The sequence below is a fragment of the Methylobacterium sp. 77 genome (assembly GCF_000372825.1).
Classification (GTDB): Bacteria; Pseudomonadota; Alphaproteobacteria; order Rhizobiales; family Beijerinckiaceae; genus Methylobacterium.
The window spans coordinates 884,511-899,330 of the sequence record NZ_KB910516.1; the positions used below are offsets into that span (position 1 = coordinate 884,511).

The following is a 14,820-nucleotide window of genomic DNA, read 5'->3' on the forward strand; positions in this document are numbered from 1 at the left end:
CCACCCATACGGTGACGGTTCACGCTGGCGTCACGGATTGGTGCGCTTGATCCTGTGTAAAATGGGCGGCGGCCGGAGGACCACTCTGCTAGCCTTCGCCTCCACGACGACAGCCTGATCGCGATGCCATGGACCACGCCATCATGAAATACACTCTCAAGCTCGGGTTCATCGCGCTCTACGCCCTCGCCCCCGCCCCCGCGCTGGCACAAACGGCGACGAACCTCGAAGCCCTGCGCGGGCTGGCGCCGGTGAGCGCCCTCGCGGCGACGCCCGAGGGCAAGGCCGCGCTCGCCGCCAACCTGAAGGTGACCGGCGACATTCAATTGGGCCGTCACGACCAGCCCTTGCTGCTGTCCTTCGCCGACCAGCAGCAGCTCGCCCTGCGCGACTGCTTCATCACCGACGGCAATGCGGCGGAACTCGCCGACGGTCTGGGCACGTCGCTCGGAGACGCCTATCAGGCTAAGGCCCGCTACGAGGACTTCAAAACCTTCACCAATGTCTCAGGCAGCATCGCCCGGCTGATCGGCTACACCAACAACATCACCAAGTCGGATTCCAATTCGGGGAAGTACTTCTTCGCCAATGCAACGACGAATGGCGAGGCGCCCGCCTCCGAGGCCGCCCGCGCGATCTTCACGACGATCGGCGGCACGCCGGATGTCTTCGGCAAGGCCTATGGCCGACCGGCCGGAACGCCGGGGGCGGACGCCTTCGGCAATTCCCGCCCGTTCCAGACCGAGCCAAAGTTGCTCGCGTATCGGGGCGAGGATTACTTCGGTGCCGCCTCCCACAGCATGGACTGGCTGCGGGGACCGAAACAGAACCTGACGGACAGCCCGTCCTATCCGAGCGGCCACACCACCTACGGCTACACGGAATCGCTGCTCCTCGCCCTCCTGGTCCCGGAGCGCTACCAGCAGATGATCGCGCGCGGGGCGGAGTACGGCAACAACCGGATCGTCGTCGGGGCCCATTACGCCATGGACGTGCTCGGCGGCCGGAGCGTCGCGCTCCACGCCGTCGCCCACCTGCTGGCCAACGACCCGGCCTATGTCGGACAGACCCGCGCGAACCCGGCCATCGTCAACGAAATGAGCCGCACGACCAACGATGCGGTGACCATCACCGACTATCCGGAAGCCCTGAAGGCGGCACGCGCGGATCTCCAGGCCTTCCTTAGCGAGCGCTGCGGCGACACCGTGACCGCCTGCGCCGCCGCCGACCGGAGCCGGTTCAAGGATTCCGCGGCCAATGCGGCCATGTATGCATCCACCCAGACCTACGGCCTCCCGGTGGTGCATCCAGCCAGATCGAACATGGCGGTGGACGTCGGAAAGGCCGCGCCCGAGGCCGGATATCTCCTCACCGCCGCCTTTCCGGCGCTGACCCTGGCTGAGGCCAACGACATCCTGACATCCACCCTCGGTCCGGCCGGGGGCTTCCTCGACGACGGCTCGGCCTTCGGTCTCTATTCTCGCCTCGATCTCTATACAGCGGGGGGCAAAGCCGCCTCGCTCGCGGCGAGCCGGCGAGCCGCTGCCCCGTGACGATGCCGCCTCGGCCAGCGCGTTGAGATCGGTGGTCGAGGTTGTTGACAGGGCAGGTGGCAACCTCCGGCTCTCAGGCTGACATGCGCTTGACCATGTGGACGATGCGGGCGTGGCCGGATTCGGAGTCGGGGTTCCGCAATTCACGCATTCCCGGCGCCCGGCCGGTGGTCAAGAATATCAGGACCGTCAGCGCCAGGACCGTCTTGGCAAGATGTGTTTTGGCCAGACCCGTCTCGGCCAGCACTGTCTCGGAGGTCATCGCCCTTGCTTCCTCTGTGGGGGTAGCAGGGGCTCTACGTCCGGGACGGACCCGGCGAGTTGCGCGGGCGCACATCGAACCGAAGCAGTTCACGGAGGCGCGCGGGCATGATGAATGAAGGGTTGATCTCGCGCCTTTTCGGAGTGTCGTTCAGGCTTTGTTAGCCGTGACACCGGAGGATAAGTCGCATCTGCGTGAAGCGGGGCATCGTTCGTGCTCGACCTCATCTTTTACATCAGCGGCTCGGTCTGCGTCGTAGGTTGCCTGGCGCTGTGGGCTCTCCGCGAGCCGACGATCTCCTATCCGCGCGTGGAATGGGACGAGGACGTTCTCGGCTGATCGCCCGTCGTTCCGCATTCCCGGACCTTATTGGACGTCGGCCGGCGCGATCGACGCGACGCGATCATCGGGCTCACACCTGCCGCCCCTGACTTGGTGACAGGGAGCCGACCACCATCTCGCCCGTTGGGATGCTCATAGCCCGAGTGAACGCGGGGGCGGATGGGAACGGGCGGCATGGAGGACGACATCGATCGGCTGCGGCGGCGCGAGGATGATCTCGAAGCCGAGGTCACGTGGCTGAGGGCGGAGATCGCCACCGGCATCCATTCGCCGGCCGCCGGCCAGAAGACCTCGGCGGCGGGGCCGGACGTGCTGTTCACGGCGGCGGAGAAGACCCGCATGCCGCAGATCGTCACCGATCCGAACCTGCCCGACAATCCCATCGTCTTCGCCAACCGCGCCTTTCAGGAGATGAGCGGCTATTCCGCAGCGGAGCTCGTCGGGCGGAATTGCCGCTTCCTGCAGGGGCCGGCGACCGACCCCGCCGAGGTGGCGCGCCTTCGCGACTCCATCGCCGCGCGCCGCGACGTCGTCGTCGAGATCATCAATTATCACCGCGACGGGTCTCCGTTCCGCAACGAACTCTATGTCAGCCCGGTCTTCGATCCGGCGGGGCACCTGCGCTACTTCTTCGGCAGCCAGCTCGACGTCACCCGCTTTCGCACCGAGGAAGGCAAGCTCGCCGAGAGCGAGGCGCGGTACCGGACCCTGTTCGACGCGATCGATGCCGGATTCTGCATCGTCGAGATGCGCTTCGATGCGACCGGGCGCGCCATCGACTACCGCTTCGTCGAGGTGAATCCGGCTTTCGAGCATCAGGCCGGACTTGGGAACGTCGAGGGCCGCTGGGTCAGCGACGTCATTCCCGGGATCGAGCCACGCTGGTTGGAGACCTACGGCGAAGTCGCTCTGACCGGCAATCCGGTCCGGTTCGAGAGCGGCGCGGTGACCCTTGGCCGCTGGTTCGACGTCCATGCCCTGCGCATCGGCGAGCCGGCGCAGCAGCGCGTCGCCATTCTCTTCAACGACATCACCGAGCGACGCGAAGCCGAGACGGTGCTGAGGACCACGGCGCGCGAGCGGACCACGGAGCGTGATCTCGTCTGGCGGGCGAGCCGCGATCTCCTCGTGATCTGCGGCTTCGACGGGATCTACCGCGCGGTCAATCCGGCCTGGACCGAGATGCTCGGCTGGCCTGCCGAGACCCTGGTCGGCGCTCGCTTCGACGACTTCATACACCCGGACGACAAGGAGGCGGCAGCGCAGGCCGTGGACCTGCTACGGTCCGGTGCGGTCCTCGACAACCTCGACATCCGCCAGCCGACCGCCGATGGTGGCGAGCGCTGGATCTCCTGGAACGCGATCCCGCAGGGCGATCATTTCTACGCGGCCGGCCGCGATGTCACCGAGCGCAAGGCCCTCGAAGAACAACTCCGCCAGTCGCAGAAGCTCGAAGCCGTGGGCCAGCTCACCGGCGGCGTCGCGCACGACTTCAACAACCTGCTGACGGTGATCCGTTCCTCCACCGATCTCCTGCGCCGTCCCGACCTGCCCGAGGAGCGTCGCCGTCGCTACGTCGACGCCATATCGGATACGGTGACGCGCGCGGCCAAGCTCACCGGCCAGCTCCTGGCCTTCGCCCGGCGGCAATCCCTGTCTCCCGAAGTCTTCGACGTCGCCAGGGGCGTCGCCTCGGTGGCCGACATGGTCGGCACACTGACCGGTGCCCGGATTCAGGTCGAGACACAGATCGACACCGGCCGCGACGCCGATGGGCAACCGCTCGGCTGCCTCATCGACGCCGATCCGAGCCAGTTCGACACGGCGCTCGTCAACATGGTCGTCAATGCGCGCGACGCCATGGACGGGGAGGGCAGGCTGACGATCCGCGTCCGTCGCGCCTCGATCATCCCCGCAATCCGGGCTCATCCCCGCATCCGGGGCGATTACGTCGCCGTCTCGGTCTCCGATACGGGATCGGGCATCGCGCCCGAGATGCTCGACCGGATCTTCGAGCCGTTCTTCACCACCAAGGGTGTCGGCCAGGGCACCGGCCTCGGCCTGTCCCAGGTCTTCGGCTTCGCCAAGCAATCGGGCGGCGAGGTCGCGGTCGAGAGTCGTCTCGGGCAAGGGACGACGTTCACTCTCTACCTCCCGCGTGCGCCGGGAGAGGCCGTCGTCGCCGAGCCGGTGCAGGAGCCTCCGGCGCTGGCCGAGAGCCACGGGACCCGCGTCCTCGTCGTGGAGGACAATGCGGAGGTCGGCGCCTTCGCGACCCAGGCCCTGCAGGAACTCGGTTACGTCACTCTCTGGGCAATGGATGCGCAGCAGGCGCTCGACGCATTGGCACGCGACCCCAGCGGCTTCGAAGTGGTGTTTTCCGACGTGGTGATGCCGGGGATGAACGGCATCGATCTCGCCCAGGCGATCAAGCGGAAATGGCCCGCCATGCCCGTCGTGCTGACCTCCGGTTACAGCCACGTCCTCGCCGAAGAGGGCAGCCACGGCTTCGAACTCCTGCGCAAACCATACTCGGTCGCCGACCTCTCGCGCATTCTAAGGCTCGCCGTCTCGCGCTGAGCCTCGGGTCGCGTCGGCGCGCATGTCGAGCGGGCGCGACCGGCCGACGCAGAAACCTTCGCTGCAGTGCAACGTTGCCTCGGCAGACAGGTCGGCGGGCGGCCGTACAACTTTGCCCGCCAAGCAGGCCAGCGCTGCGATGCCCGACCCCTTCGGCATCCACCCCTCCGGCGCACCTTGCCGACGCCCCCTCATCCCGTCGAGCAAAGCCGCTCGACACGCGCGAAAGACACGGACACCCGCATGAGCATCGCTTCCGCCCTCGGCCTGACGTCGTCCAAGAAAATTCGCTACGCCTTCGTGGCTCTGGGCGACATCACCCAGGAAGCGATGCTGCCGGGTGTGAAGCACACCGGCAATTCGGAGATCGTCGCCTTCGTCACGGGCGATCCGGAGAAGGCGCGCGGTGTCGGCGAGCAATACGGCGTCACCGATTCCTACGGCTACGAAGAGTTCGGCGAGTTGCTGGCATCGGGCACCATCGACGCGATCTATCTCGCCACGCCGAATTGGCGCCATGCCGAGTTCGCGGTGCCCGCGCTGAAGGCCGGCATCCACGTCCTCGTCGAGAAACCGCTGGAGATTTCAGTCGAGAAGTCCAGGGAGATCATCGCGGCGCAGAAGACTTCCGGTGCCAAGCTGATGGTGGCCTATCGCCTGCATTTCGAACCCTGCACCCTGGCCACCATCGATCTGATCCGATCCGGCAAGCTCGGTGACCTTCTCACCTTCACCTCGACGTTCACCCAGATGGTCTCGCCCGAGAACCACCGGGCGACGAACGGTATCGAGGCCGGCCCGATCTTCGATATGGGGCCCTATCCGATCAACGCCGCCCGCTACGTCTTCGGCGATGAGCCGACGGAGGTGGTCTCCGCCGTCGGAATCCGCCACCCGCAAGCCGGTCTCGGCGACTTCGACGACACCGTCGCGGTGACGCTCAGGTTCCCGCAGGATCGCATCGCGCAGTTCGTGCTGTCCTATTACGGCAATACGCTGGACAGCTATGCAGTGGTCGGCACCAAGGGCAGCGTCGAGGTCAATCCCGGCTACATGTACGGCAAGCCTTTGCAGCACATCGTGACCATCGGTGAAGAGAAGAGTCACAACAGTTTCAAGAACACCGACCATTTCGGCGGCGAGCTCAAATACTTCTCCGACTGCATCCTCGACGACCGCGATCCCGAGCCAGACGGTGAGGAAGGCTATGCCGACATGCGCGTGATCGAAGGCATCGTCCGCGCCTTGCAGACCGGGACCTCGCAGGTTCTCGAACCATTCCTTCGCACGAAGCGCATCGATACGAAGGCGCAGGAGCAGACGCTCTCGGCACAAAAATCGCCGGACCTGATCAACACCTCGAATCCCGGCAAGGGCAAGGACAAGGTTCCGCTGAACTAGCTGAGCCCCGACGACCGTGCCCGATTCCATTCCTCCACCCAAGACCAAGCGATGCATCCAAGACCAAGCGATGACTGAACGAGCCGGGACGGGGATCGCTCTCACCGCCGACGCCTCAAACGTCGGCGATGGGGCTGCAGCGCTATCACGAGGCGCATCCACGGCCGTCGAGACGAAGGCCACCGAACATCCGATTCAGGATTACGGCGCGTTGGGCGACGGTCGCTCGGTCGTGCTCGTCGGGCCGGATGGTGCGGTGGCGTGGTGGTGCGTGCCCGAGATGGATTCGCCGCCCCTGTTCGACCGGCTGCTGGAGCCCGAGAACGGCGGCTATTTTCAGGTCTGCCCCGAGGGCACGTATACGATGGAGCGGTGCTACCGCACCGACAGCAACGTCCTCGAGACGATCTTCACCACCGAATCCGGCACGGCGAGAGTGACGGAATCCCTCAACAGCAGTCACGCCGGACGACTGCCCTGGTGTGAACTGGCGCGGCGGCTGGAGGGAGTCGCAGGGACGGTCACATTCCGGATTCGCGCCGTCTTCGGCACGCAGGGCGATTCCCACTCACCCTGGCTGCAGCCCAACCCCAATGGCTGCGTCTTCCATGTCGGCCCAGTCCTCGGCGTGGTGCGCTTCAGCGACAACATCCGAATCCTCGAGGAGGAGGACCGCACCATCGCCGCAACGGTGACACTGGGGCAGGGTGAGAGCGCCCTGGTGGCGCTTCTCGCTGGCGAGGACGAGCCTTTGGGCATTCCGACCATCGCGGAGATCGACGCGCGCATCGATGTCAGCGACGCGGCGTGGCGGCACTGGGCGGAGGGGCTGCATTATGAAGGGCCGCACCGGACAGAGGTGCGGCGCAGCGGCCTCGCCCTCAAATTGCTCCTCTATTCGCCGAGCGGCGCGATCGCCGCCGCAGCCACGACCTCGCTGCCGGAGCGCATCGGCGGGCCGAAGAACTACGATTACCGTTACGCCTGGATCCGCGACGCCGGCTACACCGTCAACGCGTTCCTGCGCGTCGGCGCGATGCCGGAGGCGAAGGCGGCCTTCTCGTGGCTGATGAAACACCTGCACGCGCACGGTGCGCAGGTGTTCTACACCCTGCGCGGCGGGAGAGTGCCGGAGGAGAGTACTCTCGATCTCGCCGGCTATGGCGGGTCGCGCCCGGTCCGGGTCGGCAACGCGGCGGCCCGGCAGCACCAGCACGGGATCTACGGCGACATCTTCGAGACCGCGACCCTGTTCGTCGCCGGTGGCAATATCCTCGACCAGAAGAGCGCCAAGGTCTTGGCGGACCTCGCCGACGAATGTGCCGACCGCTGGCGCCAGAAGGATGCCGGCATCTGGGAACTGGAGGTTCCGCAACATTACACGATGTCGAAGATCAGCGCCTGGCAGGCCCTCGCCCGCGCCATCGAGCTGGCGGAGGCCGGCCATATCGCGGCGACCTGCGTCCCGCGCTGGTCGCGCGAACGCGATCGGATCCAGGCATGGATCGAGGAACATTGCTGGTCGGAGACGCGCCAAGCCTACACGTTCTATCCCGGCACCGAGCGCCTCGACGCGTCGCTGATCCTGGCGGTGCGCTTCGGGTTCGACGGGCGCGAGCGCCTGTCCTCGACCATCGACGCGATCCGCGACGAACTCGGTCGCGGCCCGCTTCTCTTCCGCTATTCCGGAGCCGAGAAGGAGGAGGGTGCCTTCGTGGCCTGTTCGTTCTGGCTCGTGGAGGCCTTGGCCGAACTCGGCCGGCAGGACGAGGCCGAGACGGTCTTCACCGGCACGATGCGCGCTGTCGCAAAGGGCGTCGGCATCATGAGCGAGATGGTGGACCCGGCCACCGGCGACCATCTCGGCAACACACCGCAGGGCCTGAGCCATCTCGCTTTGCTTCACGCCGCCTGTTCCCTGCGCGGCGACCGCGAACGATCCCTGAAAGCGGCCCGATGACCGGAACCACCACATTCGGCGAGACCACGCCGGACACCATCGCGGTACCGGACGTCGCGCCCGGCCGACACCCCGGCCTCGTCCTGACCGCGCTGGCCATGGGCGGCTTTGCCATCGGCACCACCGAATTCGCGACGATGAGCCTGCTGCCGGCCTTCGCTCCCGATCTCGGCATCGATGCGCCGACGGCGGGCCACGTCATCAGCGCCTATGCGCTCGGCGTCGTCGTCGGCGCACCGGTCATCGCCGTTCTCGCGGCGAAAGTCGCTCGCAGGACGCTCCTCGTCGGGCTGATGGTGCTGTTCGCGCTCGGCAACGGCCTCTCGGCGCTCGCGCCGAGCTATCACGGGATGCTCCTCTTCCGCTTCCTCGCCGGCCTGCCGCATGGCGCCTATTTCGGCGTGGCCGCCCTCGTCGCCGCCTCTCTCGTCCCGCGCGAGCGGCGAACCCAGGCGGTCTCGCGCGTGATCCTGGGCCTCACCATCGCGACGGTGGCGGGCGTACCGCTCGCCAACGTGATTGGGCAGCTCGTCGGGTGGCGCTGGAGCTTCGGACTCGTCGCCGTTCTCGCTCTTATGACGGCCGTGTCGGTGCGCCTCCTGGCGCCCCTCGGGCCACCGGCGGTCGGTGCGAGCGCCCTGCGCGAGCTCGGCGCGCTCCGGCGCGGGCAGGTCTGGTTGACGCTCGCCATCGGGGCGATCGGGTTCGGCGGCCTGTTCTCGGTCTATACCTACCTCGCCTCGACGCTGATCGACGTCACCCATGCCTCTCCGGCGGCGATCCCGGTGGTGCTCGCCATGTTCGGCCTCGGCCTGACATGCGGCAACCTCGTCTGCGCCTGGGCCGCGGACCGCGCCCTGATGCCGGCAGCGGGCCTGACGCTTGTCTGGACGGCAGCGGCTCTGGCGCTCTACCCGTTCTCGGTCGGCAGCGTCTGGACGCTGGCGCCGGTGGTGTTCCTGATCGGCTGCGGCGGTGGCCTCGCCACCATTTTGCAGACACGGCTGATGGATGTGGCCGAGGATGCGCAGACCCTCGCCGCCGCGCTGAACCACTCGGCCTTCAACTTCGCCAACGCGCTCGGCCCCTGGCTCGCCGGCCTCGCCCTCACCGCCGGTTTTGGCCTGCCCTCGACCGGGTGGGTCGGCGTCGGGCTGGCGCTCGGCGGATTGGTGCTATGGGCGGCGTCCTCGCTGATCGAGCGCTACGGGGCCAGCGGTTGAATATCGAGCTGCATGCCCCGTCCCCTGAGGACACGGACGAGACGGTCTTCGAGCTCCTCGTTCAGCCCATTCACCTGCATGTGCAAGCGGCTACCCTTCGGCGTCCCCGTTACCCAGAGACGATAGATCAGCCCTTCCTCGCGCATCTGCGTCAGAAGCCGCTCGGATCCGAGCCGGTTGGCTTCGTCGTTCATCGCAATGAGGGTCGTGTCCATTCAGGTCTCCCGCTCTCTTCTAGGGAAACGTCCCACCGCGATGTTTCGTCCAGATGTCTCGGTAGTCTTCTGCGAACGAGGATAACGATCAGGCCTCGGCGAGCCTGAGCTTCGGGGCCGCCGCGAACAGGGCCTGGGTATAGGCGTGGCGCGGATTCGCGAAGAGTGCCGCCGTCTGCCCCTCCTCGACGATCCTGCCGCCGAGCATCACGACCAGCCGGTCGCACAGCCGGGCCGCGACGCGCAGGTCGTGGGTGATGAACAGGATCGAGAGGTTCAGCCGCGCGCGGATGTCCTCCAGCAGTTCCAGCACCTGGCGCTGTACCGAGACATCGAGGGCCGACACGGCCTCGTCGGCGATGAGCACGTCCGGCTCCATGGCGAGCGCCCTCGCGATGGCGATGCGCTGGCGCTGGCCGCCGGAGAATTCGTGGGGATAGCGGGCGAGGGCTCCCGCATCGAGGCCGACGAGATCGATGAGGCGGATCGCGCGCGCCACGGCCGCCTCCTTCGAGAGACCGTAATTCATCGGCCCCTCGACGATCGACTGACCCACATTCCGGCGCGGGTTGAGCGAGCGGTAGGGATCCTGGAAGACCATCTGGACGCGGCGTCGGTAGGGGCGCAGTTCCCGCGCCGGCAGCAGGGCGATGTCGTCGCCGCCGATGCGGATATGGCCGGCGGACGGATCGACGAAGCGGGCGACGCAACGCGCCAGGGTCGACTTGCCCGAGCCCGATTCCCCGACGATGCCGAGCGTCTCCCCCGGCTGCAGCGCGAGGCTGACGCCGTCCAGAGCCGTCACCGCGCGACCGCCGCCGAACAATCCGCGTCCGCCATAGGTCTTGGTGAGGTCGCGCACCGCGAGGATCGGCGCCGCTGTCGGTGGCCGCATTCGGGAAGGGGGCGGCTCGGCGCGGGGAACGGCGGCGATGAGCATGCGGGTATAGGGATCGCGCGGCCGGGTCAGCACCTCCTCCGTGGTGCCCTCCTCGACGAGGCGCCCCTTCTGCATGACCACGACCCGGTCGGCGATCTGCGAGACCACGCCGAAATCATGGGTGATGAACAGGATACCGGCGTTGCGCCGGGCCTGAAGCTCCTTCAGCAGCTTGAGGATCTGCGCCTGGGTGGTGACGTCGAGCGCCGTGGTCGGCTCGTCGGCGATGATCAGGGCCGGATCGTTGGCGAGCGCCATGGCGATCATCACCCGCTGCCGCTGGCCGCCGGAGAGCTGATGCGGATAGGCCTTCACCAGGCTCGGCGGATCGGGAAGGTGGACATCGGCGAGAAGGTCGAGGACGCGCTGGCGGCGCGCCTCGCGGCCACCCCGGCCGGAATGCGCCTCGAGCATCTCGGCGATCTGATCGCCGACCTTGAGCACGGGATTCAGCGCGGTCATCGGTTCCTGGAACACCATCGCCATGCGGCTGCCGCGCAGGGCGCGCAGGCGTGCGGGAGCGACCTTCAGCACATCCTCGCCCTGCAGCAGGATCTGCCCCGCTGACGGCGACAGGTTCGGCGGCAGCAGGCCCATCACGGCGCTCGCGGTGATCGACTTGCCCGAGCCGGACTCCCCGACGATGCAGACGATCTCGTTCGCGCCGACGCTGAGCGACAGGCCCTCGATGGCGTTGGTACGGTCCGCGCCGCGCGGCAGCGGCACGGTGAGGCCGGTGATCGAAAGGACGGGCTCGGTCATCGCCAAATCTTCCGTCATCGTCGATGCCGCCTTCATCGCAGAGCTCCGAAGCGTCGCGCGGTGCGCGGGTCGAGGGCATCGCGCAATCCGTCGCCGATGATGTTCACGGCGAGCACCGTGGCGGCGACGCAGAGACCGGGGAACAGGATCACCCAGGGCGCGATCTGGAAGGATTGCCGGCCCTCGGCCATGATGTTGCCCCAGCTCGGAATCTCCGTGGGGATGCCGGCTCCGAGGAAGCTGAGGATCGCCTCCGTCAGGATCGCTGAGGCGCAGACATAGGTGCCCTGGACGATGAGCGGCGCGATGGTGTTGGGCAGGACGTGGCGTATCAGCAGCATCGGCAGGCGGGTGCCGGCGCCGATCGCCGCCTCGACATAGGGCTCCGAGCGTACCGACAGGACGACGCTGCGCACGAGGCGCGCCACGCGCGGGATCTCGGGAATGGCGATGGCGACGATCACCGTGCCGATCCCGGCCCCCGACAGGGTCACCATGGCGATGGCGAGGAGGATCGAGGGGATCGCCATGATCCCGTCCATGATCCGCATCACCACCGCGTCGAGCCGGCGGAGGTAGCCGGCGACGAGGCCGATGAAGAGCCCGATCAGCACGGAGGCCGCCGCCACCGAGAAGCCGATGGCGAGCGAGACACGGGCGCCGTAGACGACGCGGGTCCAGACATCGCGCCCGAACGCGTCGGTGCCGAGCCAAGCCACCGCCGAGGGCGGCTTGAGACGCAGGCGCGGGCGCAGCAGGATCGGGTCGCCGGTCCAGAGATAAGGGGCGGCGAGCGCCGCGAGGCCGACCACGAGGAGCACGGCGAGGCCGACCAGCACGCCCGGATGGCGCAGGGCCGGCGGCAGGGTCGCGAGCCTCGAGGCGCGGGGGGAAGGGATCGTCCGTTCCTGACGGCTCAATAGCGGATCCTCGGATCGAACAGCAGGTAGGACAGGTCGATGGCGAGATTGACCACCACGTAGAGGGCGGAGAACAGCAGGATCACGCCCTGGATCACCGGGTAGTCGCGGGCGAGCACCGAATCGACGGTGAGGCGACCGAGGCCGGGGAGGTTGAACACGCTCTCGGTCACCACGACACCGCTGATGAGCAGGGCGATGCCGAGGCCGATCACCGAGATCACCGGCACGGCCGCGTTGCGCAGCGCATGGCGCCACAGCACCTGGGTCTCGCCGATGCCCTTGGCACGGGCGGTGCGGATGTAATCCTCGCCCAGGACTTCCAGCACGCTGGATCGGGTGGTGCGCGCGATGAGGGCGACGTAGATCACCGACAGGGTCAGCGTCGGCAGGATCAGCCGCGACAGGAAGGGCCAGAGTCCTTCGGTGATGCTGACATAGCCCTGCACCGGCAGGAGCCGAAGCTGCATGGCGAAGCCGAAGATGAGCAGGTAGCCGAGAACGAAGACCGGCACCGAGAATCCGAGCACCGAGACCGCCATGACGGCCCGGTCGACCCAGGTGCCGTGCCACCAGGCGGCCAGCACCCCGAGGGGCACCGCCACGATCACCGCGAAGACGATGGTGGTGGTGGCCAAGGCCAGGGTCGGCTCGATCCGTTCGAGGATGAGCTTGGCGACCGGCTGGTTCGAGATGATCGAGGAGCCGAGATCGCCCTGGAGGAGCCGGCCGACCCAGGACACGAACTGGGTCAGGATCGGCTGGTCGAGGCCGAGGCGTACCCGGATCGCCGCGATCTGGTCGGGACTCGCGGCGTCTCCCGCCAGGATGGCGGCGGGATCGCCCGGCGCCAGCCGCAGCAGCAGGAACACGATGACGGCCACCACGCCCATCACGGGGAGAGTGGCCGCGAGACGACCGGCGAGAAAGCGACCCATTCAGATCTCCGGGTTCTCAGAATGAGGCGCGATCCCCCTCCGCGGGGGAGTGGGTGCTTCAGGCAGCCGTCACTTCTTCTCGATGTTCCAGAACACCGGCGCCGGAGCTTCAAGGATGCCCGTGAGCTTGGGACTGGCCGCCAGCGGGCTGATGAACTGGCCGGTCGGGTAATACATGCCGACGGCGTAGGCCCGCTCCTGCACCGCCTTGGCGATGGCGACCTGCTTGGCGGGATCGGTCTCCAGGGCGTAGGCGTCACGCATCTTTTCAATCTCGGCGTCTTCGGCCCAGCCGAAGAAGCCGCCCTTCCTTCCGCGTGCGTTGATGCCGACATTGCTCACGGGATTGAGCATGTCCGCATTCACCCAGGTGGTGTGGAAGATGTTCCAGCCACCCTGATCCACCGGGTCCTGCTTGGCGCGGCGCCCCACCAGGGTCTGCCAATCCATCGATTGCAGGTCGACGTTCATGCCGATCTTGCGCAGGGCCTGGGCGGTCACCGGCCCGAGCGGCGCGGCGATGGCGAGATCCGTCGGCTGCATCACGACGATGGGCTTCCCGTCGTAGCCCCCCTCCTTGAGGAGCTGCTTGGCACGGGCGAGGTCGGTCTTCGGCGCGCCGGCATCGGTGGCGTTTGGCGTGCTGCAGACGAACATGGCCAAACAGGGCACCATGTAATCCGGGTCGCCGATCTGGGCGTCGAGATAATCCTGCTGGTTGACGGCCAGCAGCGCGGCCTGGCGGATCTTCTCGTTGTCGAAGGGCGGATTGACCCAGTTCATCCGGAGCATGCCGGAAACGCCGAGCGTGTTGTAATTGATGATCTGGATGCCCGACGCCGCCTTCAGGATCGGCAGGAAATCGTGAGGCGGCTGCTCGATATAGTCGATCTCGCCGTTGATGAGCGCGTTCACGGCGGTCTGGTAGTCGGGGATGTTGAGCCACTCGACCCGGTCGACCTTCACCACCTTGGCGCCGGAGGTCCAGCTCGGCGCCTCGCTGCGCGGCACGTAATCGGGATTCTTCTCGTAGACGACCTTGAGCCCGGGCTGGAACTCGGCCTTGACGAAACGGAACGGGCCGGAGCCGATCTCCTCCGGCACGTTCTTGTCCGCCGGCGTCTCGGCGATGCGCTTCGGCATGATGAACGGCACGTTCGAGGATGGCTTGCCGAGCGAGGTGAGGACGAGGCCGTAGGGCTGTTTCAGCGTGAGGGTGAAGGTCTGGTCGTTCACCGCGTCGAGGGAGGCGGTGTATTGCATCAGCTTCTGGCCCATGCTGTCGCGCTTGCCCCAGCGCTGCAGCGACGCGATGCAATCGGCCGAGGTCACGGGCGCACCGTCGTGGAACTTCAGCCCGTCGCGCAGGGTGAAGCTGTAGGTGAGCTTGTCGTCGCTGACGCTATAGTCCTTCACCATCTGCGGCTGGACCTTGAAGCTCGCATCGGTGGCGAACAGCGTGTCGTAGATCATGTAGCCGTGGTTGCGGGCGATGTAGGCGGTGGTGATGATCGGATCGGTGATCCGCAGGCCCGAATGCATCACGGCGCGGATGGTGACGGGCTTGGCCTGCGCCATCGCCTCCCCCGGCATGATGCCCATCGTGACGGCAGCGAGAGCGAGAGCTGCCCGGAAACCGGTCCTGATCGCCTTGTCCATGAACTCTTTCCCCAACGCCGCGCCGCGGCTCTCGTGACGAAGTGTATGCAGGATGCAGGCCGTTG

The 14,820-nt window shown here is 67.1% G+C and carries 12 protein-coding genes; 6 read left to right on the top strand and 6 right to left on the bottom strand.

The window, feature by feature from the left end; translation table 11 throughout:
- Positions 1-128: 128 nt before the first annotated feature.
- Positions 129-1,553 (top strand): phosphatase PAP2 family protein, encoded by a 1,425-nt coding sequence (locus tag A3OK_RS0104110; protein ID WP_019903663.1) that lies wholly within the window; start codon positions 129-131, stop codon positions 1,551-1,553.
- A 73-nt stretch (positions 1,554-1,626) separates the two neighbouring features.
- On the opposite strand, the gene A3OK_RS22330 is transcribed toward A3OK_RS0104110, so the two are convergent.
- Positions 1,627-1,815 carry a hypothetical protein gene (locus A3OK_RS22330; protein ID WP_019903664.1) on the bottom strand — a complete coding sequence of 63 codons (189 nt, stop codon included), beginning with the start codon at positions 1,813-1,815 and terminating at the stop codon, positions 1,627-1,629.
- 213 nt (positions 1,816-2,028) lie between these two features.
- Between A3OK_RS22330 and A3OK_RS24695 the strand changes: the two genes are divergently transcribed.
- The 5 genes from A3OK_RS24695 (at position 2,029) to A3OK_RS0104140 (ending at position 9,321) form a co-directional block, all read left to right on the top strand.
- Positions 2,029-2,154, top strand: a complete 126-nt coding sequence (locus tag A3OK_RS24695) for a hypothetical protein (RefSeq protein ID WP_019903665.1) — start codon at positions 2,029-2,031, stop codon at positions 2,152-2,154.
- Between the two features lie 177 nt (positions 2,155-2,331).
- Entirely contained in the window at positions 2,332-4,737 is a 2,406-nt protein-coding gene (locus A3OK_RS0104125) for a PAS domain S-box protein (RefSeq protein WP_019903666.1), read from the top strand.
- Between the two features lie 243 nt (positions 4,738-4,980).
- Positions 4,981-6,138 (top strand): Gfo/Idh/MocA family oxidoreductase, encoded by a 1,158-nt coding sequence (locus tag A3OK_RS0104130; protein WP_019903667.1) that lies wholly within the window; start codon positions 4,981-4,983, stop codon positions 6,136-6,138.
- A 70-nt stretch (positions 6,139-6,208) separates the two neighbouring features.
- A complete protein-coding gene (locus tag A3OK_RS0104135; RefSeq protein WP_019903668.1) occupies positions 6,209-8,098 on the top strand; it encodes a glycoside hydrolase family 15 protein in 1,890 nt (629 codons plus the stop codon).
- Positions 8,095-9,321 (top strand): MFS transporter, encoded by a 1,227-nt coding sequence (locus tag A3OK_RS0104140; protein WP_019903669.1) that lies wholly within the window; start codon positions 8,095-8,097, stop codon positions 9,319-9,321. Before A3OK_RS0104135 ends, A3OK_RS0104140 begins: the two co-directional genes overlap by 4 nt.
- Here A3OK_RS0104140 and A3OK_RS0104145 read toward each other — a convergent pair.
- The 5 genes from A3OK_RS0104145 to A3OK_RS0104165 all read right to left on the bottom strand — a co-directional run bounded on the left by A3OK_RS0104145 (position 9,303) and on the right by A3OK_RS0104165 (position 14,698).
- Entirely contained in the window at positions 9,303-9,536 is a 234-nt protein-coding gene (locus A3OK_RS0104145; RefSeq protein WP_019903670.1) for a hypothetical protein, read from the bottom strand. The two genes, A3OK_RS0104140 and A3OK_RS0104145, sit on opposite strands and share 19 nt — an antisense overlap.
- Before the next feature lie 88 nt (positions 9,537-9,624).
- The gene (locus A3OK_RS0104150; protein ID WP_026596918.1) at positions 9,625-11,238 is read right to left on the bottom strand and encodes an ABC transporter ATP-binding protein; all 1,614 of its coding nucleotides are present in this window, start codon (positions 11,236-11,238) and stop codon (positions 9,625-9,627) included.
- A 32-nt stretch (positions 11,239-11,270) separates the two neighbouring features.
- The gene (locus A3OK_RS0104155; protein ID WP_245259408.1) at positions 11,271-12,104 is read right to left on the bottom strand and encodes an ABC transporter permease; all 834 of its coding nucleotides are present in this window, start codon (positions 12,102-12,104) and stop codon (positions 11,271-11,273) included.
- A gap of 50 nt (positions 12,105-12,154) precedes the next feature.
- Positions 12,155-13,096: an ABC transporter permease gene (locus tag A3OK_RS0104160; RefSeq protein ID WP_019903673.1), complete on the bottom strand. Its 942-nt coding sequence runs from the start codon at positions 13,094-13,096 to the stop codon at positions 12,155-12,157.
- A 69-nt stretch (positions 13,097-13,165) separates the two neighbouring features.
- Positions 13,166-14,698 (bottom strand): ABC transporter substrate-binding protein, encoded by a 1,533-nt coding sequence (locus tag A3OK_RS0104165; protein WP_245259409.1) that lies wholly within the window; start codon positions 14,696-14,698, stop codon positions 13,166-13,168.
- Positions 14,699-14,820 lie beyond the last annotated feature (122 nt).

Coding starts and splice junctions, on each gene's coding strand:
- A3OK_RS0104110 (WP_019903663.1), top strand. CDS start 129: ATGGACCACGCCATCATGAAATACACTCTCAAGCTCGGGTTCATCGCG.
- A3OK_RS22330 (WP_019903664.1), bottom strand. CDS start 1,815: ATGACCTCCGAGACAGTGCTGGCCGAGACGGGTCTGGCCAAAACACAT.
- A3OK_RS0104125 (WP_019903666.1), top strand. CDS start 2,332: ATGGAGGACGACATCGATCGGCTGCGGCGGCGCGAGGATGATCTCGAA.
- A3OK_RS0104130 (WP_019903667.1), top strand. CDS start 4,981: ATGAGCATCGCTTCCGCCCTCGGCCTGACGTCGTCCAAGAAAATTCGC.
- A3OK_RS0104135 (WP_019903668.1), top strand. CDS start 6,209: ATGACTGAACGAGCCGGGACGGGGATCGCTCTCACCGCCGACGCCTCA.
- A3OK_RS0104140 (WP_019903669.1), top strand. CDS start 8,095: ATGACCGGAACCACCACATTCGGCGAGACCACGCCGGACACCATCGCG.
- A3OK_RS0104145 (WP_019903670.1), bottom strand. CDS start 9,536: ATGGACACGACCCTCATTGCGATGAACGACGAAGCCAACCGGCTCGGA.
- A3OK_RS0104150 (WP_026596918.1), bottom strand. CDS start 11,238: ATGACCGAGCCCGTCCTTTCGATCACCGGCCTCACCGTGCCGCTGCCG.
- A3OK_RS0104160 (WP_019903673.1), bottom strand. CDS start 13,096: ATGGGTCGCTTTCTCGCCGGTCGTCTCGCGGCCACTCTCCCCGTGATG.
- A3OK_RS0104165 (WP_245259409.1), bottom strand. CDS start 14,698: ATGGGCATCATGCCGGGGGAGGCGATGGCGCAGGCCAAGCCCGTCACC.